This window comes from Oscillibacter ruminantium GH1, from assembly GCF_000307265.1.
Classification (GTDB): Bacteria; Bacillota; Clostridia; order Oscillospirales; family Oscillospiraceae; genus Oscillibacter; species Oscillibacter ruminantium.
Window position 1 is genome coordinate 185,708 of the sequence record NZ_DF158897.1, and the last position, 20,654, is coordinate 206,361.

Sequence of the window (20,654 nt, forward strand, 5' to 3'; positions counted from 1 at the left end):
GGAGTCCAACGCTGCAAGGCGGTGAAAAAAGAGAGGGGGGATGCCCATGTCTGAGGTACTGTCACAAAGTCAAATTGATGCTCTGCTCAGCGCTGCGAGGAGCGGGGAGAACCTCGAGCCTGCGGAGGATACGTCCAAGACCAAGAAGTATCGAAAGTACGACTTCAGAAGTCCTCGGAAGTTTACCAAGGATCGTCTCAAAATGCTGGACAGCATTTTTGAAAACTACTCCAGAAACCTGAATTCCCGCGTGAACGCCCTGATGCACACCAGCTGCGAAATCAGCGTGGAATCGGCAGAGGAACAGCGATATTACGAATTTTCCAACGCTTTGATCGAAGGCGATGTTCTAACGCTGTCCTATGTACGCTATGGAGATGTTCGGGAAGATACCCCGACACTGCTGCACGTCAGCAAGTCCCTGATGCTGAGCATGATTGACCGCATGATGGGCGGCGAGGGCGATGTGGATGACGATCTTGACCCGGAATATACCTTTACTGATCTCGAATTAAAGATCAGCGAGGGTCTGACCCGGTATTTTGTTGAAAATCTGGGCGAGAGCTGGCAGAACTATCTTCCATTGGACTTTGAGTTTGGCCGGGTAGAGCCAAACCCAACGATGATCCAGCCGTTGGGTATGGATGAAATCGTGGTCATTATGGATCTGATTGTGAAATTCCCGAATTGCGACGGGCACATGAGCATCTGCCTTCCCGGCATGGTGCTGACCAACGTTTTCAGTGAGATGAGTCGCCTGAACACAGCCCACAAGGGTCAGGACGAAGCATCGGCAAGGGAGATTTTCGAATCTCTGAAGAACACGGAAATTGATCTGGTCGCTGAAATGTGCCGCACGAAATTAAAACTCAGCGATATCTACCACCTGAATGTGGGAGATGTGATTGACCTGAAGCGGCCCAAAAACTCCCCGGTTTACATCAACATTGGCGGAAGGCGCTGGTTTGACGGGGTTATGGGTGTACACAACAAAAACATGGCGGTCAAAATAGGGAAAACCTATTATGAGCCCGAGGGAAGGAACGTCGAACAGGATGGCAGATAACATTTTTAACTCCATGGAGCTGGATGCAATCGGGGAAGTGATGAACATCAGCCTCGGTTCCTCCGCAACCGCTGTGTCCAATTTGCTGGATCACCGCGTGGAAATCACAACGCCCAGAGTCTCTGTGTGCGATGTAGATAACTTTAGCATTGGGGAGCTTCAGCCTGCTATCGGCGTGGAGATCCGCTATGTGTCCGGGTTGGAGGGCAGCAACATTATGCTGCTCAAGCGCAGTGACGTGAAGGTCATTGTGGATATCCTCATGGGTTCCGAGACGCCGGACGAAGAGTTTGAGCTGAACGAGCTGACCATTAGTGCCGTGTGCGAGGTTATGAATCAGATGATGGGCGCAGCCTCCACGGCACTATCTGATTTTCTGGGTTTCCCGGTCAACATCTCCACGCCCGAGTCCTTTGAGCTGGAGGATTTTGACACCTTTAAGAAAGAACACTTCCCCGTACAGGACGGCAACTGCGTGGTCGTCCGATTTATGCTGAACATTGAGGGGACGCTGCAAAGCGAGTTCATCAACGTCATGTCTGTGGACTTAACGCGGGAGCTGCTCTCCGGTCTGGGTCTTGGCGACGACGAGGATGCCGCTCCGCCCGAATCCACCTCTTCGGAACAGGTAGCCTCTCCCTTGGAAAACAGCCCGAAGCTCAGTCAGGAAGAGATCGAACGGCTGATGACCGAAACGCCCTCCACACCGCAACCCACGCCTCAGCCAACTACTCAACCTTCCGGTGGAACCATGAGTCAGGCGGAAATCGAGCGGCTCATGAGCGGTGTGCAGACCGAACCCCAGCCAACACCGCAGCCCTCTGGCGGGACCATGAGTCAGGCGGAGGTTGAGCGGCTTATGAGCGGTATGCAGACCGAACCCCAGCCAGCGCCGCAGCCCTCTGCCGGGACCATGAGTCAGGCGGAGATTGAGCGGCTTATGAACGGTATGCAGACTGCACCGCAGCAGACCCCGCCTCCCCAACAGCCTGCAAAACCGGCCTATCCCACATCTGAGATGCAGACTCCGCCCGCGCCTGCCGGAACTTATCCGATGCCGCCGTACGGGCAGTATGCTCCGGGATATTATCCGCCTCCCGGTTATTATCCCGCTCCGCCCCAGATGGCTCAACCGGCCCAGCCGGCGCCAAGGATGATTCAGTCCTCTCCGGCAGAGATGCCAAGGCTGGCCAGCGGCGACGCGCTGGACGAACAGCAGGCCGAAAATCTGGATCTGCTGATGTCGGTTCCGCTGGAAGTCTCCGTTGAAATCGGGCGGGCCCGCAGAAAGGTGCAGGATGTTCTGGCGTTTACAAAAGGCTCGCTGGTCATGCTGAACAAACTGGCTGGCGATCAGGTTGACCTGTTCGTAAACGGACAGTGCATCGCCAAGGGCGATGTGGTGGTTGTTGACGATAATTTTGGAATCCGCATTACCGAAGTTTTGAAATCCCCTGATCCCAACGAGCTGGTCAACGGATAACCGACGGCCGACAATTAGGAATTGAAATTCCAAACGACAGATCAGAGAAAAGGAAGGTTTTAAATATGGCTAAAATTTTAGTGGTTGACGACGCAGCTTTCATGCGCAAGGTCATCAAGGATACTCTTTCCAAGAGCGGATATACCGAGCTTTTTGAGGCGGTAGACGGCGCAGACGCGGTGGAGAAGTACGGTGAGGTCCACCCCGATCTGGTCATCATGGACATCACAATGCCCAACATGGACGGACTGGAGGCCCTGAAGGCCATCCGCGCCAAGGACGGAGCGGCCAATGTGGTCATGTGCTCCGCCATGGGTCAGGAGAGCATGGTCATCGACGCAGTGCGCTCCGGCGCGAAGGACTTCATCGTCAAGCCGTTTAAAGCCGACCGCGTGCTCAAGACGGTGAATTCCATCATCGGCAATCCCTGATCCATGCCTTGGGCGGAAATCGGCACCCTTTTGGGGATGCTGGCGGCAGTCGTCGTCATATTGCTTCTGGCGTGGCTGTTTACCCGGTATCTGGCTGGCCGGGCTCCGGGGACAATGCGCTTTTCCCGGAGCCGGGAAGGACAGCTTGAACTGCTGGAACGGCTGCCGCTGGGCCGCGAACAGTATCTGGCGGCAGTTCGGACAGGGGATACCATCCTTCTTCTCGGCGTTACCGGAAGCCAGATTACGCTTCTCCGGGAGTTGAGCGCCGAGGAGGCGTCCGCCTGGACGGAGCATACAGCCCCGCCGTGCGGCGAAACCGGAACCCCGATGCCCTTTCAGGATGCATTGCGGGAAGTCTGGAAGCAGAGAAAGAAGTAGGAGGATCATAATGTGACAGACGCGCTGGTCAATGTCAACGGGGATAACGTGCAGGCACTTCAAATCCTGTTCCTGACCACGGCCATCACCTTGCTCCCATCGCTGATGGTGATGATGACCTCCTTCACCCGCTACATTGTAACATTTTCCTTTCTCCGCTCCGCCATGGGCACGCAGCAGACTCCGCCCAACGTGGTGCTGATCGGCCTTGCGCTGTTTTTAACGCTGTTTACCATGAACCCTGTGTTCTCCAGCATCAAAACCAACGCCTATGATCCTTACGTGGCCGAAGAGATCACCCAGACGGAATTCATCGAGCGGGCGGAGGTTCCCTTGAAGGATTTCATGCTCCGCAACACCGAGACGTCCTCCCTGAATCTGTTCTGCGATCTGGATGGCACTGCGGAGCGGCCCGCGGACGAAGCCGCGGCCAAGGCCCTGCCGATGCACGTCATCGTCCCCGCCTTCATGACAAGCGAGCTGAAACGGGCGTTTGAAATCGGCTTTTTGCTGTACATTCCCTTCATGCTGATCGACGTGGTGGTGGCCTCCACCCTGATGTCCATGGGCATGATTATGCTGCCCCCGTCCATGATCTCCACCCCCTTCAAGCTGTTGCTGTTCATTGTGCTCAACGGGTGGGAACTGCTGTTCTCAACGCTGGTACAGGGTTTTCACTAGAGCCGGGTTTTGAAAAGGCGGCCGCAAGAAAGACACGATCCGGCAAGTTGGCGCAAGGCGGAGGACGCATCCTTGCTGACGCAGGGAGCGGCAGCACCGCGCCAGATGGTTGGAACGCGGAACCGCTGTGGATACTTTTGAATCTTGCTCTGGAAAGGGGTGGTGACGAATGGACCTGAACGCAGGCGAAATTCTCCGGCAAGGTGTTTTTGTGGTACTTCGGCTGGGCGGGCCCATTCTGTTTCTAAGTATGGTGGTGGGTGTGCTGGTGGCCATTTTTCAGGCGGTCACGCAGATCCATGACCAGACGCTGGGCTTTGTTTTAAAGCTCTTGGTAACGGTGTTGATTCTGTTTGTCGGCGGCGGCTGGATGATGAACACGCTGGTGGAATACACACAGCACCTGTTCACTCTGATGCTGTGAAAAGCGGGGCGGTTCCATGATTGATTGGGGCAGGCTCACGCTGCTGCTTTACATTTTGATGCGGATGAGCGGTTTCGTGCTGTTCAACCCGCTGCTGGGGCGGCAAAACGTTCCCGGCATCTACCGGGCGGGATTCGCTCTGGTTCTCACTTGGTTCGTCGCGTCTTTTACGGGCGGGGGCGTCCCCGTCCCGGTGAATCTGGTGGAGTTCAGCGTGAAGCTGCTGCTGGAACTGGGCGTTGGATTTATGGTGGGAATGGCCGTCCAGTTTTTTATCTACCTCATTCCCCAGCAGGCCGGCGAGATCATTGATAACCAGATGGCCATGACCATGTCCCGGGAATACGATCCCGGCTCCCAAATCTCCATGTCCGTCACCGGCACGCTGCTGACCATTTTGATGACGCTGCTGTTTTTTACGGCCAACGGTCACAACACACTTCTGCGGATTTTGCTGACCTCCGGGGAGATCGTCCCCTTTGGTCAGGCAGCTTTGGGACAAGCCGCCATGCAGGCAGGGGTGGAGTTATTCATCGAGTGCTTTTTGCTGGCAGTGAAGCTGGCGGTCCCCATTCTGGCCGCAGAACTGCTGGGACAGATCGGAATGGGCATTTTGATGAAGGTCATCCCCCAGATCAACGTGTTTTCCATTAATATTGAATTGAAGATGATCATCGGTCTGGGCCTTTTGATGCTGTTTATGACACCGATCAGCGAGTTCTTGCTGAACGCGGAAAACGGAATGCTTCTCGCCGTGCGGGATACGCTGACGACGCTGGCTCCATAGCGGGAACGTCTGGAAACAAAGGGGGGAGCGCCTGTGCCGGAGGGCAATAAAACAGAAAAAGCAACCCCGAAAAAGCGACGGGACCAACGAAAAAAGGGCAACGTCTTTCTCAGCAACGACGCGGTATCTGTGGTAACGCTGCTGGCCGGCTACGCGGCGCTGCGCATCACCATGCCAAGTGCGGTGGAGCATTTGAGCAGTTTTTTCCGCCTGTGTCTGTTTTCGGCGCAGACTCTCTCTGCCTCCGCTCTGGCGGGGCAGCTGCCGGAGATTCTCAAAGAAGGGGCCTTCACCCTTTTCATGGCGGTTGGCCCCACCATGCTGGTGATCGTGGCGGCAGCCATGGGAGCCACGTTTTTCCAGACCAAGCTGCTGGTGTCCGGGCAGTCTATCCAGCCAAAGTTCAGCCGCATCAATCCGCTGGAGGGCTTTAAAAAACTGTTCTCCCTGCGCAGCGTGGTCGAGGCGGGAAAGGGCATTCTCAAGATCACCATTCTTCTGGTGATCATCTATCATTTTCTCAGCGGCTGCATATCCGTCTTTGTCAACTATATGAACACGGATATTACCGCCGTTTCCAAGGATATTCTCAGCCGTCTGAGCAGCATGATCCTTCAGATTATCATCGCGTTTATCGTCGTCGCCGCCGGGGATTTCCTCTATCAATGGTGGGATTATGAGCGCCAGATGAAAATGACCAAGCAGGAAATCAAGGAAGAGTACAAACAGACGGAAGGCGACCCCCAGATCAAGGGCAAAATTCGGGAGGCCCAGCGAAAAATGTCCCAGTCCCGCATGATGCAGCAAGTGCCTCAGGCGGACGTGGTTATTCGAAACCCCACCCATGTGGCGGTGGCCCTGCGCTACAAGCCGGAGACGGACGCAGCCCCCGTGGTGCTGGCAATGGGGTTGGACGAGCTGGCGCTGCGCATCGTGAAGGTGGCGGAGGAACACAAAATTCCCACCGTGGAAAATGTTCCCCTTGCCCGTTCCATTTACGCCTCCGCAGAACTGAACCGGCAGATCCCGCCGGAGCTGTATGGCGCGGTGGCGGATGTACTGGTATACATTTACCGACTGAACAATCGGGATTTGAGCAAGGAACTGAACCAAACGGACCAACATGGCGCAACTTGACCGCCGGAGAACCGGCCAAAAGGCAATAAACTCTGCATATAACACAGGAAAGGCGGTGCGGCGATGAAGCAGCTCACCAATAACATCATATCCATCTTCGTGGTCGTAGTCGTCCTGTTTTTAATCCTGCCGCTGCCCACGCAGCTAATGGATATTTTGATTATCATCAACATCTCTTTGTCCATTGTGATCCTGCTGATCACCATGAACATCTCTGACGCATTGGAATTTTCCATTTTTCCATCGCTGCTGTTGGTGACCACATTGTTCCGATTGGGTCTGAACGTGTCCTCCACCCGACTCATCCTCTCCAACGGGGGCTATGCGGGAACGGTCATTAAGGCCTTCGGCCAGCTGATTACCCGCGGCAACATCGTCATCGGCATCATCATCTTCCTCATCATCGTGCTGATGCAGTTCATCGTCATTACCAAGGGCGCCGAGCGCGTGGCCGAGGTGGCCGCCCGGTTCACTCTGGACGCCATGCCCGGCAAGCAGATGGCCATCGACGCAGATCTCTCCTCCGGTCTGATTAACGAACAGGAATCCAGAATCCGCCGGGAAAAGGTTCAGCGTCAGGCAGATTTTTACGGCGCTATGGACGGCGCAACCAAAATTGTCAAGGGCGACGCGGTGATGAGTCTTATCATCACGCTGATTAACTTTGTCGCGGGTCTGATTATTGGCATCGTGCAGGGCGGGGGAGACTTTGCCGGCGTGATGCAGGTCTATTCCATCGCCACCATCGGCGACGGTCTGGTTTCTCAGCTTCCCGCCCTGATGATCTCCACCGCCACGGGCATGATCGTTACCCGCAGCGTGTCCGAGGGAAGTCTGAACAGTGATGTCCTCCAGCAGTTCAAAGCCCAGCCCCGGGCCATTATGGTGGCGGGTATTGTGCTGCTGTTTTTGGCCGCTATGCCCCAAACACCGCATCTGGCGCTGGCGCTGGTGGGCGTGGCGCTGGTGGTTTTGGGCCGCCGCGGTCTTTTGCGCATGGAAAAGGAAAAGGCCGAGTTGGCCGTTCAGCAGGCGGAAGCATCTGAGGCTGCCGAGCCTGCCAAGGCCCCCAGTGAAAACGAGTATTACAAGGATATCAACAACATCTATTCCCTGCTGGACGTGGAACCTATCGAGATGGAGTTCGGATACAGTCTGATCCCTCTCGTGGACGAGGCGCGGGGCGGCCGACTCATCAGCCGCATCGTGATTTTCCGCCGCCAGTACGCGCAGGATATGGGCTTTGTGGTCCCATCGGTGCGGCTGCATGACTCCGCGACGCTGGGAACCAATCAGTATGTGATTAAGATCAAGGGCGAAGAGGTGGCAAAGGGCGAGATTCTGGTGGATTATTATCTGGCGCTGGAGCCGGTGACCCCCAGCGGGGAAATTGACGGCATCGAGACAATCGAACCGGCGTACGGCATCCCCTCCCGGTGGATTCTGCCGGAGAGCCGGGAGATGGCGGAGATTTACGGATACACCGTCATCGACCCCCTCTCCGTCATGCTGACCCATCTGTCTGAGACGATTAAAAAGCATGTATACGAGCTGCTGGACCGGGAGGAGACCATCCGGCTGGTGGAAAACCTGAAAAAGGCGGCGCCCCAGCTGGTGGAAGAGACGATTCCCTCCCTCATTTCTTACGGGCTTCTGGAAAAGATTCTGCGCAGTCTTTTGAAAGAGGGCATCCCCATCAAGAATCTGGGTACCATCGTGGAGACTGCGGCGGACGCCATGAACAACACGCGCGACGCGGACCTGATTACCGAAGCGGTCCGCGGCGCACTGGCCCGAACCATTACCCGCCGCTTCTGCGAGCACGGGCAGCTCCGTGTGGTGACGCTGGACGCGGAGGTGGAAAAGCAGATCGTCTCATCTCTCACGAAGAACGATCAGGGCGTGTATCTGGCCATGGGCGCGGATATGATGCAGTTAATTGTTTCCCAGCTGGGCGAGTGCGTCAAAAAGTTTGCGGAGTTGAACCAGACGCCGATTATTCTCACAAGCCCCATTATCCGCGTGTATCTGGGACGAATGCTGTCTCAGTTCTACCCCAATTTGTACGTGTTATCTTTTAACGAAATCACTACGGAGATTCAGATTCAGGCCCTTGGCAACATTACAATGGAGCGCAAGAAGGAGACGGTGGATAAGGGTTAAACCGGTTCGATTGACCGCGGCGCTTTGTGCCCGCGTTTTCAGAAAACTCCCCGAAAGGATTGGACAGGAACATGAGTGAAATGGCTCTGCCGAAAAATTTAACAGCAGAAGCCAACCCGTCCGCCGTTTTGACGGAACGGGAAATCGAGGCACTGCCAACCGACGAGCTGCTGAGTCTCTACAAGCGCACAGGGATTCAGGAGTATAAGTGGCCGCTGGTGCTGCGGTATGAGGGGCTCATCAAGAGCATCGCACTGCAAATCTGCGGCGTGTACAACGGATTTGCGCAGGTAGACGACATTGTAAACGAGGGAATCATCACCTTGATGAATTCCGTGGACAAGTTCGACCCCGCTATGGGAGTGAAGTTTGAGACATACGTATCCAAGCGTATCCGGGGCATGATCATTGATCTTGCCCGGCAGCAGGACTGGCTGCCCCGCAGCGTGCGCAAGCGCTCTAAAGAGATTGATCAGGCGGTGAGCAGTCTCAGCAATCATCTCAGCCGATTTCCAACCGATCAGGAGATTGCCAATCATCTGGGGGTCAGCGTGGAGAAATACCGCGAAGACGCGGCGGCCACGGCTCTTTGCAACATTGTCTCGTTAGAGGCCATTTTTGAACGCCGCGGCGAGGGGGACACGGGCATCTCGCTTCCGGCGGGAGACGCAGACATGCCCGAGGCCAACCTCCAGCAAAAGGAGCTGCGGGAGCAGCTGGGCGCCGGTATTCGGACTCTGCGGGAAAACGAACAGCTGGTGCTGTCTCTCTATTACGAGCGAGGGCTGAACATGCGGAATATTGCGCAGGTCATGGAAATCAGCGAACCCCGCGTATCCCAAATCCACAGCAGGGCAATTCAAAAACTGCGCGTTTATCTGGACCCCTATCTCGGGGGGAATCCGGAGCGCAATGAGAAAAGGGCGTGTTCAAATGTTTAAAGGGTTTTACAATCTGACCTCCGGGATGGTGTCGCAGGGCAGGCGGCTGGACGTGATCTCCAACAATATGGCAAACGTCTCCACTTCCGGTTACAAGGCCGACACTTATACCGACAGCACCTTCCGGGAATACATGGTCAGCCGCGTCGGCAACAAGGATAAGCGCAATTCCGCCGAAATCGGTCCGGCCAGCTACATTCTGGCTCCCAGTCAGCTTTATACGGACTATGCACAAGGCTCTTTGGAACAGACGGGAATGCCCTTGGATTTCGCCATTGAGGGCGACGGCTTTTTCGCCGTGCAATCCGGCAACGGCGTGGCCTATACCCGGGCGGGCAGCTTTGCTCTGGACGACGAGGGATACCTCTGTCAGCCGGATGGCAGCCGGATTCTGGACCCCAACGGAGAGGAGATTTCGCTGGGTACCGACAAAATCCACGCGGACGCCTCCGGTGTGATCTCCACAGAGGATGGCCTGTATCTGGGTCAGATTGGGGTCTACTCATTTGCCGACAACGCACAGCTTCAGCGCAACGCGCAGGGCTATTTTACCGGGGGCGGCGCACAGGCCGCCACGGGCGCCTCGCTCCACTGGAAGACACAGGAGCGCTCCAACATTGATTTAATTCAGCAGATGACCGGCATGATGACTGCCCAGCGGGCTTTCCAGAGTGCTGCGGAAGTGAGCAAGATGTACGACCAGTTGATGACCAAGGCCGCCACCAATCTGGGCAATGTTTAAGGAAGGGAGCGAGCGGATTTGAACAGTTCTTTCTATACCGCCGCAGTGGGCGCAGCCCAGCAGCAGCTTCGTCTGAATGTGCAGGCAAACAACATCGCCAACGTGAACACCTATGGATTTAAGGCCCAAAAACCCTCCTTCTCGTCGCTGATGTACGGTAATGTGAACGGCATCGACGGGGAACAGCTTCCCCGGGGCTCCGGTGCAAAAATGGCCATGGCGGGAACGGATTTCGGCGCGGGCGCCATTGCCGACACCGGCCGCAAGCAGGATTACGCCATCATTGGCGAAGGATTTTTCGGACTCTATGACCCTGCTAACGGCGAGGTATCCTACACCCGGGACGGGTCCTTCTCTCTCTCGGAATTTCAGCGCCAAAAGCGCACCGACGACGGGGAAGCGGAACTGGATGAAAACGGGCAGCCGGTGATGGAGACGGTTTACATGCTCTCCGACGGGATGGGGCGGTTCGTTTTGAATAACCGCGGCGCGGTGACGGAGGTCACCGACTCAGAAGCAAAGCAGCCGGTGGGCGTTTTCGACTTCACGAATACCGACGGAATGATCCGCATGGGCGGCAATCGCTACATCCCGGCAGCCAAGAACGGACAGGTCCGCTTTGGCACGGGAACGGTTCAGCAAGGCTCTTTAGAGGCTTCGAACACGGATTTGGCGGAACAAATTACAAAAGTGATTGAAGCGCAGCGCTCTTTCAGTTATAATTTAAGAATGGTAACCACCTCGGACGAGCTGGAGAGCACCGTGAACAATCTGAGAACCTAAATTTGTGATCCTGAAGCGGAAAGGGAAATCGTATGGAGATTAAAAATTACGGAGACCTGAGCGGACTGGAGATCGACACTCTCAAGGAAATCGGCAGTATCGGCACGGGAAACGCCGCCACGGCGCTGTCTCAGCTGATCGGCAAGGAAGTGCGCATCACACTGCCGGAAGTCCGCATCATGGGATATAACGAGGCCATCGAGTGGATCGGCGGACCGGAATCCATCACAGCGGGCGTTTTGAGCCAGTTGGGCGGCGAGATCAACGGCATCATGCTCTCGGTGCAGCAGATGGACTTTATCAACCTGGTGCTTTCCAACGTGCTGGGTGTGTCGGTGGCCGATTTTAACAAGCTGCAGGAGATGCAAATCTCCACACTGGTGGAAGTGGGCAACATTATGATTTCCACGTTTATCAACGCTCTCAGCGGTTTGGCGGATATCTCCATCTCGCTGACGGTTCCCGCCTTTGCGGTGGACATGCAGGGCGCGATTCTGACGGTACCCATGGCGGCTTACGGCGGCCAGTCTGATTACATCATGACCATCGGCGGCAATTTCGTTTGCGACAACAAGCAGGTTCCCTGCCGGCTGCTGCTGTCGCCGGACATCCGGTCCCTCAATTTCCTCCTGCGAAAGTTGGGCGTTATGGATGAATGATAAGCTGATCGTTGGGATCGCTGATATGAAAATGGGCAGAAACGGCGAGAAAATAATTACCTATGCGCTGGGTTCCTGCATTGGGATCTGCCTGTATGAGCCTCACCTCAAGCTGGCCGCATTGGTGCATATCATGTTGCCCCTGAATATGGAAACCGGGCGCAAAAACACTTATAAATATGCCGACACCGGCATTCGCGCCGCCTTGCGGGAGATGGAGCTAAAGGGCGCGCGCCGCGCCGCCATCACGGCAAAAATTGCCGGGGGCGCCCGGATGTTTGAGGTTTCGGGCGGCAGCCTCGGCAACATCGGCCAGCGCAATGCCGAGAGCGTTCATCAAATTCTGAGAATGGAAAAGGTCCCTCTGCTCTGGGAGGACGTGGGCGGCACGGTCGCCCGCACAATGGAGTTTGACAGCGCCACAGGAACCGGAGTTATTCGTTCCTATGGCCGTCCGGAAATTAAATTTTAAGGTTAAAATGATAAGGGGCTGCCCTTTCATCAAATAAACAATGTGCGCTGCGCCGGATAACAAATCGCCTCCGCTCCTTGTGCGGAGCACAGTGAAAGGAATGAGTGTTACGGGACAGAATAACAGTAATATCCTGTTGGAGTCGGGAACCAACGAGATCGAGATCATGGAGTTCACTATTAATGAGAACCTCTATGGCATTAACGTGGCCAAAGTGCGGGAGATCATGCTGTCCGCGCCTGTGAAATCCATGCCCCATGTCCATCCGGCCGTGGAAGGCATTTTCAAGCCCAGAGATCAGGTTCTCACCGTGATTAATCTGCCCAAGTACCTGTCCGGCGAGGACGCGGAAAAGCAGCCCAAGGATCTGTTTATCGTCACGAATTTTAACAAGATGTTTATCGCTTTCCGGGTCCACAGCGTGGTGGGCATCAGCCGCATCTCATGGCGGGATATTCAAAAACCGGATAACGCAGTCTCCGGGGGTGCGGACGGAGTCGCCACCGGCATCGCCCAGTGCAACGGCGACTTGGTGACTATTTTGGACTTTGAGAAGATCGTGGCAGAAATTGCTCCGGAAACCTCGATCCAGCTCAGCGAGATCGACCAGCTAGGCCCCCGGGAGCGCAGCAGCCAGCCGGTTTACATCGCGGAGGACTCCCTTCTTTTGAGCCGGATGATTCAAGAGGCGCTGGGCAAAGCGGGCTATACGAACCTGCATATGTTCCCCAACGGGCAGGAGCTTTGGGATACACTGACGGATATGAAGACTCAGGGGACCGCGCCGAATGAAGTGGCTCTGGTCATCACCGATATCGAAATGCCGCAAATGGACGGCCACCGCCTGACAAAACTCATCAAGAGCGACCGGGTGCTGTGTAAGATCCCGGTGATCCTGTTCTCGTCCTTGATCTCCGAAGAAATGCGGGTCAAAGGCAAGCAGGTCGGCGCGGACGAGCAGCTCTCCAAGCCGGAAATCGGCCATCTGGTGGCTGTGATGGATCAGCTTTTGCACAAGGCAGCTCCGGCGGAAAACGCATGAAAGCGAATGAGTGTGCATGAAAAAGGATCGGAATAAAAACAAATATATCGTTCGCCAGCCGATTCGCAACGCCCAGAAGCAAACGGTCGGATACGAAATTTTATATTACGGGGAGAATCAGGCCTTTGACGGGATGTTGAGCGACAAGGAATTTGCCGCCGCCGACACCGTGTATAATTTTCTCACCCAGAACACAGGCAAGGTTCTCAAGGGTTCGTTTAATTTCATGACCTTCACGGCGACGCTGCTGCTGAAAAAAACGCCGGACCTGTTTGACCGCTCCGAGCTGGTCATCCAGATCGACGACAGCGTAATCATTCACCCCGCAGCCTTGGCCGCTGTGCAGGAGTATGCATCCAAAGGGTATCGGATCGCGGTAAACGAATTCCAGTTTCTTCCCCGGTATCTGGGGCTGCTGGACACCATTGATTATCTGAAGCTGAATTTCACCACCATGAGTGAAAAGAAGCTGCGCAACATCATTGAGATTGCCCACAGTTTGAAAAAGCTGTGCATTGCCACCAGTATCGACACAGAGGAGCTTTACGCCAAGGCGGAGGAGCTGGGTGTAGACGCCATGGAGGGGACTCGCGTGGCTGAAAAGCTGTCTACGAAGACCCACAGCAGCGGCTACATGCAGAGCAATTTCTTCCGGCTGATCATCGCCATGAGCCGGGAGGAACCGGATATCAGCGAGGTGGAGGAATTGATCTCCATCGACGCCACGCTGAGTTATGCGTTGCTGCGTCTGGCAAACTCCTGCTACTTTGCCCGCCGCCATCGGGCAACCACCGTGCGTCAGGCCATTATGACCGTGGGGCTGAATCAGCTGCGCCAGTGGATCTATCTGCTCAGCGCCAACAACGCGGAGAACGAGCTGGACAAGGACTCCGAGGAGTTCCTGAAGCTATCCCTCCTGCGGGGAACTTTCTGCAGCAAGCTGATGAAGTATGCCAAGGATATGCCCATCTCCAATTCCGACGCATACCTCATGGGCATGTTCTCCACCCTGCACTATCTGATCGACGCACCGCTGGAGGAAATTCTGGCGGAGATCCCGGTCCCCGAAGAGGTCAAGGCCGCGCTTCTGCGCCGCGAAGGCAAAGCCGGTCAGCTGTTTGAGCTGGCATTGTGCTATGAACAGGCGGACTGGAATGGTGTTGCCGCAGCAACCGAGGCGCTGGGCATCCCGGCAAATCTGCTGACCGGAACCTATTTCGCCTGTGTGGACGATGTGAACAGCATTTGGACGCAGGTGACCAATCCCCGTCCGGACGATACCTGAGCCTTTGGAGTGAGGGAACCGCAAGGCGGGGCCGGGCAGTGAATTTTGCCTTTCGCCCAAATCGGACCGACAAACCAATATATTGACAAATACCCGCCAAAGCAGCGCCACCGTGCCGCTTTGGCGGGTATTTTCTGTCTGCTGCATTTCGCTTCCATGCTTATGCCGCGCCATGTGCGCAGCTTTGGCTTGTCAGCTGTAAAACTTATAGCTACTAGAAACGGAAACTATTACTGGTTTTGCAGGGTAAACTTGACATGCCGTCATATTTCTAATAAAATAAAAAATGAACGGTATGACAACGGGGACGGAACGCTGGTAGAAAATTTCTGCGCTTCCGGCCTCTTTTTTTGTAAGAGGGAGATGCCTATGGAAGAGATCCTGCGCATGGAGCACATTACAAAACAGTTCGGCAGCGTCTATGCCAACCGAGACATCAATCTGGAAGTTCGGCGCGGTGAGGTACATACCCTTTTGGGGGAAAACGGCGCGGGAAAAAGCACGCTGATGAACGTGCTGTTCGGCCTTTATCAGCCCACCGCGGGAAAGATTTACTTAAACGGAGCGCCGGTTAAAATCACTTCCCCCGCTGAGGCGGTGAAAAAGGGCATCGGCATGGTCCATCAGCATTTCATGCTGGTGGAGGCTATGACGGTCTTTGAAAATATCATTCTGGGCGACCAGCGCACAAAAGGGATTTTCATCGACAAAGAGGCCCGCCGCAAGGAGATTTTGGAACTGGCGGAGCGCTATGGATTGGAAGTGGAACTGGACAAGCCCGTTACCGATATTGCCGTGGGCGCGCAGCAGCGCGTGGAGATTTTGAAGGCTCTTTACCGCGGCGCGGAGCTCTTGGTACTGGACGAGCCTACTGCGGCTCTCACCGACATCGAGGCGGAGGGCCTGTTTGCCATCATCGAAAAGCTGAAGAGCGAGAACAAGAGCGTCATTTTCATCAGCCACAAAATGCGCGAGGTGCTGAAAGTCTCCGACCGAATCACTGTTTTGCGGGCCGGTCAAACCGTCTGCACCGTCTCATGCAGCGAAACGGACGGGGCGGGGCTTGCCAACCTGATGATGGGCCGGGAACTGACGCCCTCCCACTATGAAAAGGTGGAGCAGCCCGGCGAGCCGGTAATGGCGCTGACGGACGTGAGCTATCAGAAGGCGTTTAAGCACAGCGGCCTCAACGGCGTGACCATGCAGGTCGGCCGGGGAGAGATCGTGGGCATCGCCGGTGTGGATGGCAACGGGCAGAGTCAGCTGGCGCAGATTGTCACCGGTGTTTTAACACCGGACGAGGGCGAAGTGGACCTGAAAGGCTCCAAAATTGCCCGTTTTACCCCCAACGGCTTTATTTTGGAAAACGTCTCCCACATCCCGGAGGACCGGAACAAAATGGGCCTGATCGGCAACATGTCCGTACAGGATAACATCGTATTGAAAACCACGGAGCAGCCCCAGTTTTCCGACGGACACGGCTTCCATCTGAAAAAGAAAGCCATCCACAGCTATGCCCTCGCCATGCAGGAAAAATATGACATCCGCTGCGAATCTGTGGAGCAGGAGGCCCGCAACCTCTCCGGCGGCAACCAGCAAAAGGTGATTTTGGCTCGGGAGCTGGAGGGTGAACCCGACCTGCTGGTGGCGGTACATCCCACCCGCGGTCTGGATATCGGCGCCACCCGGTATGTGCACGACGCGATGATTGACGCCCGGGGCCGGGGCTGCGGCGTGCTGCTGATTTCGGCGGACTTTGATGAGGTACTGGAAATCTCCGACCGGATTATCGTCATGTTTGAAGGACAGATCATGGGCGTCTACTCCGGGAAAAATCCTCCCATTGAGGAAATCAGTCTGGCTATGGCCGGTAAGTAAGGGGGAGGGACGACATGAAAATCAAGAAAAGTCTGTTGAGTGTTCTAGTGCCGCTGGCCTCTGTGCTGCTGGCCTTTGTCATCGGCGCGATTATCATTGCGGCACTGGGCGGAAGTCCCACGCAGGCCGTAGCCTATCTTTTCCGAGGCGCTTTCGGCACGCCCAACAACTTCGCCTCCACGCTGGTGAAAGCAACGCCCCTGATCTTCACCGGCCTTTGCGCCTGCTTTGCATACCGCTGCGGCGTGTTCAATCTGGGCGGCGAGGGACAGTTCATCATGGGTTCCATCGCCACCTGCTGGGTGGCTACCACATGGGGCCTTGAGGGGCCGGGAGCCACGGTGTTATGCCTGCTGTTCGGCGCGTTGGCCGGCGGAATCTGGGGCGCAATCCCCGGCATTTTGAAAATCACCCGGGGCCTCAACGAAATGATCGTATCCATCATGCTGAACTATGTGGCGACACTTTTCATGGGTCTTCTTTACACCAGCGTCCTGCGGGAGGGCAACGTTCCTCAGACTGCCGCCGTGCCGGACGCAACCCAGCTCCAGCGCATCGTCCCCGACCTGCGGGTCACTTGGGGAATCGTGATTGCGCTGGCGGTGGCAGCGGTGGTGCAGTATTTTCTGTTCAGCACCTCCAAGGGCTTTCAGCTGCGGGCAGTGGGTTTGAATATGACTGCCGCCCGGTTCAACGGCTTCAATGTGAAAAAGTACATCCTGTTCAGCTTTATCGTCTCGGGCGCTATTGCGGGCTTGGGCGGCAGTGTGGAACTGCTGGGCACCCAATACCGCCTTATCAGCGGCTACGCCGTGGGCTACGGTTTTGATGGCGTGGCCATGGCGCTGATCGCCCAACTCAACCCGGTGGCCACGGTGGTGGTGGCCTACTTCTTCGCAGTGCTCCGCACCGGAGCCAACACCATGCAGGCCGGAACCGGCGTACCCACCTCGGTGATCGACATCATTCAGGCGCTGGTCATTGTGCTGGCGGTGGCGGGCTTCGCGTTGGTCAAGCTGCCCCAGATCCGCCAATGGCTGGCAAACCACACCGGAAAGAAAAAGGAGGGGAAGTAAGATGGATATCGGCGAACTGATCCTCTCCACCGTCCGCATGGCCACCCCGATTCTGCTGGTGGCGCTGGCGGAGCTGTATTCCGAGCGGGCGGGCCTTGTCAACATCGGGCTGGACGGCATTATGTCCTTCGGCGCGCTGACCGGTTTCATGGTCTGCTTCCTCACGGGAAGCCCTCTTCTCGGCATTGTGGCCGGAGCCTGCGGCGGCATTCTGGTCAATATGATCTACGCCTACTGCACCATTTCCCTGTGTGCCGAACAGATTGTCTATGGCATGGCCATTAACATTTTTGCCCCCGCCGTGGCATCCTTCATCTACCGGATTTACTTCGGCGTCAGCTCCACGCTGGCACAGGGGACGCTGATGAAGACCGTGGCAATTCCCGTTTTGAAGGACATTCCCTTTTTGGGAAAGCTCCTTTTCGACCAGACACCCATGGTTTATTTTGCCTATCTGATGGTGATCTTCACCGGCATTTTCTTCAACAAAACAAAAAAGGGCCTGAACTACAAGGCCGTCGGCGAGTACCCCAAGGCGGCGGAGACGCTGGGCATCAACGTTGTGCGCCAGAAGTATGTGGCCTGTATCATCTGCGGCGCGCTGGCGGGCATTGGCGGCGCGTACCTTACCACCTGCTATGTTAACACCTATTCCGACGGCGTGGTGGCTGGGCGCGGCTTTATCGCCCTGTCCGCCGTAATCTTCGGGCGGTGGTCTTCCGGCGGCGTACTGCTGGCGTGCCTGCTCTTTGGCTTTTGCGACGCGCTGCAGCTGCGGCTGCAAATTCTCAGCACATCCACTCCTTATCAGCTCTTCCAGATGATTCCCTATGTCTGTACGTTGGTGGCACTGGCGATGTTCGGCATTAAAAAGGCCGGGCCTAAGGCCAACGGCAAGCCGTATCTGCGCGAGGAGCGCTGAACCGGTTCATCAGGCGCAAGCCTTTTGATTACATCCCATCGAAATCTGAACTATGGAGGAATATGAAATGAAGAAAGTCTTTGCATTGGTTCTGGCTGCGGCCCTGTCCCTGTCTCTGGCAGCCTGCGGCTCCGGCGGCAGCACGCCTCCCGCCGCGTCCGGTTCCGGAGCGGCAGCTTCCGGCAGCGCGTCCACCGCCACCTACAAAGTGGCCATGGTCTGCGATTCCAGCATCTCCGACGGCGGATGGGGCGCCGCCTGCTACAACGCCATGGTGGATGCAGCGGAAGATCTGGGCTGGGAAACCGCCTACGCCGACAGCGTGGCCCAGTCCGACTACGCAAGCTCCATCACCAGCTACTGCGATCTGGGCTATAACATGATCTTCCTGCCCGGCAACCAGTATTCCGACGCCACCGTGCAGGTCGCCAAGGACTATCCCGACATCTGCTTCGCGGTTCTGAACGGCGCCGAGAGCCTGCCCACCGACAACATCACCTCCATTCTGCCCGACGCCGACGAGATCGGTTACATGGCCGGTGCTCTGGCGGGTCTGATGACCAAGACCAACGTGCTGGGCTTTATCGGCGGCATGGAGATTGACACCACCAAGGCAAAGCTGGCCGGCTATGAGGCCGCCGCCAAGGCCGTCAACCCCGACATCACCGTTCTCTCCGCTTATGCCGGTTCTTTTGACGACACCGCCAAGGGCATGGAGCTGGCCAACGGCATGATCTCCAAGAAGGCGGACGTGTTCTTCGGCGACGCTTCCGCCGTGGACTCCGGCGCGCGTCAGGCCATCGACACCGCCAACGGCAGCGGCGAGATCGCCATTTACGACATCGGTCAGCCCGCCGATCTGGTTCCCCAGAATCAAAACGCCTGCCTGATCGGCTCCGTGGTCACCGACAACGCCGGGATGCTGAAGCTGGCCATGCAGGACGTGGAGGCCGGAACCTTTGGCAACAAGACCATCTATGGCTCCTTCGAAAACAGGTGCCTGAGCGTGGGCACCTTCAACGACGAGCTGGTTTCCGCCGAGATGCAGACCGCCTATATGGGCTTCATTGACCAGATGTCCGCCGGAACCTTTCCCGGCTAAAAGCTAAGAAGCCGAATCCCAAATCAATGTCCAGCGGGTCTTGATTTGGACAAAGCCCCTTAAGAGCGCCAAAAGAGCTGCCAGCCGCATCTCTTTTCCAGACGGCCTCTTAAGGGGCTTTTCTGCGTCTTACCAAAAATACCACCGCAGTCTGTGTTCGCTTTGTTTAGCCGACATGCAATAAAAGTGGGAAAAGCAATTCAAATTTCGTTTCCAGTGTGATACAATCAATCGGCAAACACGACAGGCCTCTCTCCGCACAGGATTTTCAGCCGGAAACGAGGCATACTACAAAGGAATGATCGAGGTGGATTCATTGAGTGACCTTATGAAAATCGCCGTTGGTGTGGCGATTCCCTTTATTGGAACAACGCTGGGCGCGGCGATGGTCTTTTTTATGAAGGGAGAAATGAGTGCGCGCCTGCAAAAGCTTTTGCTTGGCTTCGCCTCCGGCGTGATGATCGCAGCGTCGGTCTGGTCGCTGCTGATTCCGGCCATCGACATGGCAGAGTCGGCAGGGACGGCGGCATGGCTCCCGGCACTGGTGGGATTTCTGGCAGGCATCGGTTTTTTGCTACTGCTGGACACCATCATCCCGCATCTGCATCTGAATTCCGACAGTCCGGAGGGCCGTCCAAGCGGGCTGGGCAAATCGCTGATGCTGGTGCTGGCCGTGACACTGCACAACATCCCGGAGGGGATGGCCGTGGGCGTTGTGCTGGCGGGAATGCGCTCCGGCGGCGCGGTCATCACCACGGCGGGCGCGTTCGCGCTGGCCGTGGGAATCGCCATTCAGAATTTTCCGGAGGGCGCCATCATCTCCATGCCGCTGGTTGGCAGCGGCCTTTCCCGTGGAAAAGCGTTTTGTTACGGTTTTCTCTCCGGGGTGGTGGAACCCGTTGGAGCCATCGTCACCATTCTTCTCACCGCGTTGGTAACGCCCATTTTGCCGTATATCCTCGCCTTTGCCGCAGGGGCGATGATCTATGTTGTGGTGGAGGAGCTGATCCCGGAAGCACAGGCGGGGGAGCACTCCAACATTGGCACCATCGGCGTGGCGCTGGGCTTTGCGCTGATGATGGTGCTGGATGTGGCTCTGGGGTGAAACGCATTCGGCCCACAAGCTGCCCTGCTTTGCAAAAGCGATGGTAGCAAACAGAAAAAGACGCCTATGGGCGTCTTTTTTTGTGAATTCATCA

Annotated in this window: 21 protein-coding genes; all 21 read left to right on the plus strand. The window is 56.2% G+C overall.

What is annotated here, in order from left to right; genetic code table 11:
* Positions 1 to 46 precede the first annotated feature (46 nt).
* The 21 genes from ON16_RS05490 (at position 47) to ON16_RS05590 (ending at position 20,560) form a co-directional block, all read left to right on the plus strand.
* The gene (locus ON16_RS05490; protein ID WP_040660180.1) at positions 47 to 1,066 is read left to right on the plus strand and encodes a flagellar motor switch protein FliM; all 1,020 of its coding nucleotides are present in this window, start codon (positions 47 to 49) and stop codon (positions 1,064 to 1,066) included.
* Positions 1,056 to 2,549, plus strand: a complete 1,494-nt coding sequence (gene fliN / locus ON16_RS05495; protein WP_040660183.1) for a flagellar motor switch protein FliN — start codon at positions 1,056 to 1,058, stop codon at positions 2,547 to 2,549. The genes ON16_RS05490 and fliN overlap by 11 nt, the downstream gene beginning before the upstream one ends.
* 65 nt (positions 2,550 to 2,614) lie before the next feature.
* Positions 2,615 to 2,980 (plus strand): response regulator, encoded by a 366-nt coding sequence (locus tag ON16_RS05500; protein WP_040660185.1) that lies wholly within the window; start codon positions 2,615 to 2,617, stop codon positions 2,978 to 2,980.
* Between the two features lie 3 nt (positions 2,981 to 2,983).
* The gene (gene fliO / locus ON16_RS05505) at positions 2,984 to 3,361 is read left to right on the plus strand and encodes a flagellar biosynthetic protein FliO (protein ID WP_040660187.1); all 378 of its coding nucleotides are present in this window, start codon (positions 2,984 to 2,986) and stop codon (positions 3,359 to 3,361) included.
* 12 nt (positions 3,362 to 3,373) lie between these two features.
* Positions 3,374 to 4,042, plus strand: coding sequence for a flagellar type III secretion system pore protein FliP (fliP, locus tag ON16_RS05510; protein WP_040660189.1), 669 nt, complete (start codon positions 3,374 to 3,376; stop codon positions 4,040 to 4,042).
* Positions 4,043 to 4,211: 169 nt separating this feature from the next.
* Positions 4,212 to 4,466, plus strand: coding sequence for a flagellar biosynthetic protein FliQ (locus ON16_RS05515; RefSeq protein ID WP_040660190.1), 255 nt, complete (start codon positions 4,212 to 4,214; stop codon positions 4,464 to 4,466).
* 16 nt (positions 4,467 to 4,482) lie between these two features.
* The gene (locus ON16_RS05520; protein WP_040660192.1) at positions 4,483 to 5,253 is read left to right on the plus strand and encodes a flagellar biosynthetic protein FliR; all 771 of its coding nucleotides are present in this window, start codon (positions 4,483 to 4,485) and stop codon (positions 5,251 to 5,253) included.
* A gap of 33 nt (positions 5,254 to 5,286) precedes the next feature.
* The gene (gene flhB / locus ON16_RS05525) at positions 5,287 to 6,390 is read left to right on the plus strand and encodes a flagellar biosynthesis protein FlhB (RefSeq protein ID WP_040660194.1); all 1,104 of its coding nucleotides are present in this window, start codon (positions 5,287 to 5,289) and stop codon (positions 6,388 to 6,390) included.
* Positions 6,391 to 6,453: 63 nt separating this feature from the next.
* Positions 6,454 to 8,553 (plus strand): flagellar biosynthesis protein FlhA, encoded by a 2,100-nt coding sequence (gene flhA / locus ON16_RS05530; RefSeq protein ID WP_040660196.1) that lies wholly within the window; start codon positions 6,454 to 6,456, stop codon positions 8,551 to 8,553.
* Between the two features lie 71 nt (positions 8,554 to 8,624).
* Positions 8,625 to 9,494, plus strand: coding sequence for a sigma-70 family RNA polymerase sigma factor (locus tag ON16_RS05535; protein ID WP_051131561.1), 870 nt, complete (start codon positions 8,625 to 8,627; stop codon positions 9,492 to 9,494).
* Positions 9,487 to 10,236 carry a flagellar hook-basal body protein gene (locus ON16_RS05540; RefSeq protein WP_040660197.1) on the plus strand — a complete coding sequence of 250 codons (750 nt, stop codon included), beginning with the start codon at positions 9,487 to 9,489 and terminating at the stop codon, positions 10,234 to 10,236. The genes ON16_RS05535 and ON16_RS05540 overlap by 8 nt, the downstream gene beginning before the upstream one ends.
* Positions 10,237 to 10,254: 18 nt before the next feature.
* Positions 10,255 to 11,019, plus strand: a complete 765-nt coding sequence (locus tag ON16_RS05545; RefSeq protein ID WP_040660199.1) for a flagellar hook-basal body protein — start codon at positions 10,255 to 10,257, stop codon at positions 11,017 to 11,019.
* A gap of 32 nt (positions 11,020 to 11,051) precedes the next feature.
* Positions 11,052 to 11,678 (plus strand): chemotaxis protein CheC, encoded by a 627-nt coding sequence (locus ON16_RS05550; protein WP_040660201.1) that lies wholly within the window; start codon positions 11,052 to 11,054, stop codon positions 11,676 to 11,678.
* Entirely contained in the window at positions 11,671 to 12,150 is a 480-nt protein-coding gene (locus ON16_RS05555) for a chemotaxis protein CheD (RefSeq protein WP_040660203.1), read from the plus strand. The genes ON16_RS05550 and ON16_RS05555 overlap by 8 nt, the downstream gene beginning before the upstream one ends.
* 100 nt (positions 12,151 to 12,250) lie before the next feature.
* Positions 12,251 to 13,192: a chemotaxis protein gene (locus ON16_RS05560; protein ID WP_040660204.1), complete on the plus strand. Its 942-nt coding sequence runs from the start codon at positions 12,251 to 12,253 to the stop codon at positions 13,190 to 13,192.
* A gap of 16 nt (positions 13,193 to 13,208) precedes the next feature.
* Complete coding sequence (locus ON16_RS05565; protein WP_040660206.1) at positions 13,209 to 14,477, plus strand: EAL and HDOD domain-containing protein; 1,269 nt, start codon at positions 13,209 to 13,211, stop codon at positions 14,475 to 14,477.
* Positions 14,478 to 14,846: 369 nt separating this feature from the next.
* Positions 14,847 to 16,355 (plus strand): ABC transporter ATP-binding protein, encoded by a 1,509-nt coding sequence (locus ON16_RS05570; RefSeq protein WP_040660208.1) that lies wholly within the window; start codon positions 14,847 to 14,849, stop codon positions 16,353 to 16,355.
* Between the two features lie 14 nt (positions 16,356 to 16,369).
* The gene (locus ON16_RS05575; protein WP_040660209.1) at positions 16,370 to 17,431 is read left to right on the plus strand and encodes an ABC transporter permease; all 1,062 of its coding nucleotides are present in this window, start codon (positions 16,370 to 16,372) and stop codon (positions 17,429 to 17,431) included.
* A 1-nt stretch (position 17,432) separates the two neighbouring features.
* On the plus strand, positions 17,433 to 18,353 hold the full coding sequence (locus ON16_RS05580; RefSeq protein WP_040660210.1) for an ABC transporter permease: 921 nt from the start codon (positions 17,433 to 17,435) through the stop codon (positions 18,351 to 18,353).
* Between the two features lie 67 nt (positions 18,354 to 18,420).
* A complete protein-coding gene (locus ON16_RS05585; RefSeq protein WP_040660212.1) occupies positions 18,421 to 19,455 on the plus strand; it encodes a BMP family protein in 1,035 nt (344 codons plus the stop codon).
* Between the two features lie 328 nt (positions 19,456 to 19,783).
* The gene (locus ON16_RS05590; protein WP_040660929.1) at positions 19,784 to 20,560 is read left to right on the plus strand and encodes a ZIP family metal transporter; all 777 of its coding nucleotides are present in this window, start codon (positions 19,784 to 19,786) and stop codon (positions 20,558 to 20,560) included.
* The last annotated feature ends 94 nt before the right edge of the window (positions 20,561 to 20,654 follow it).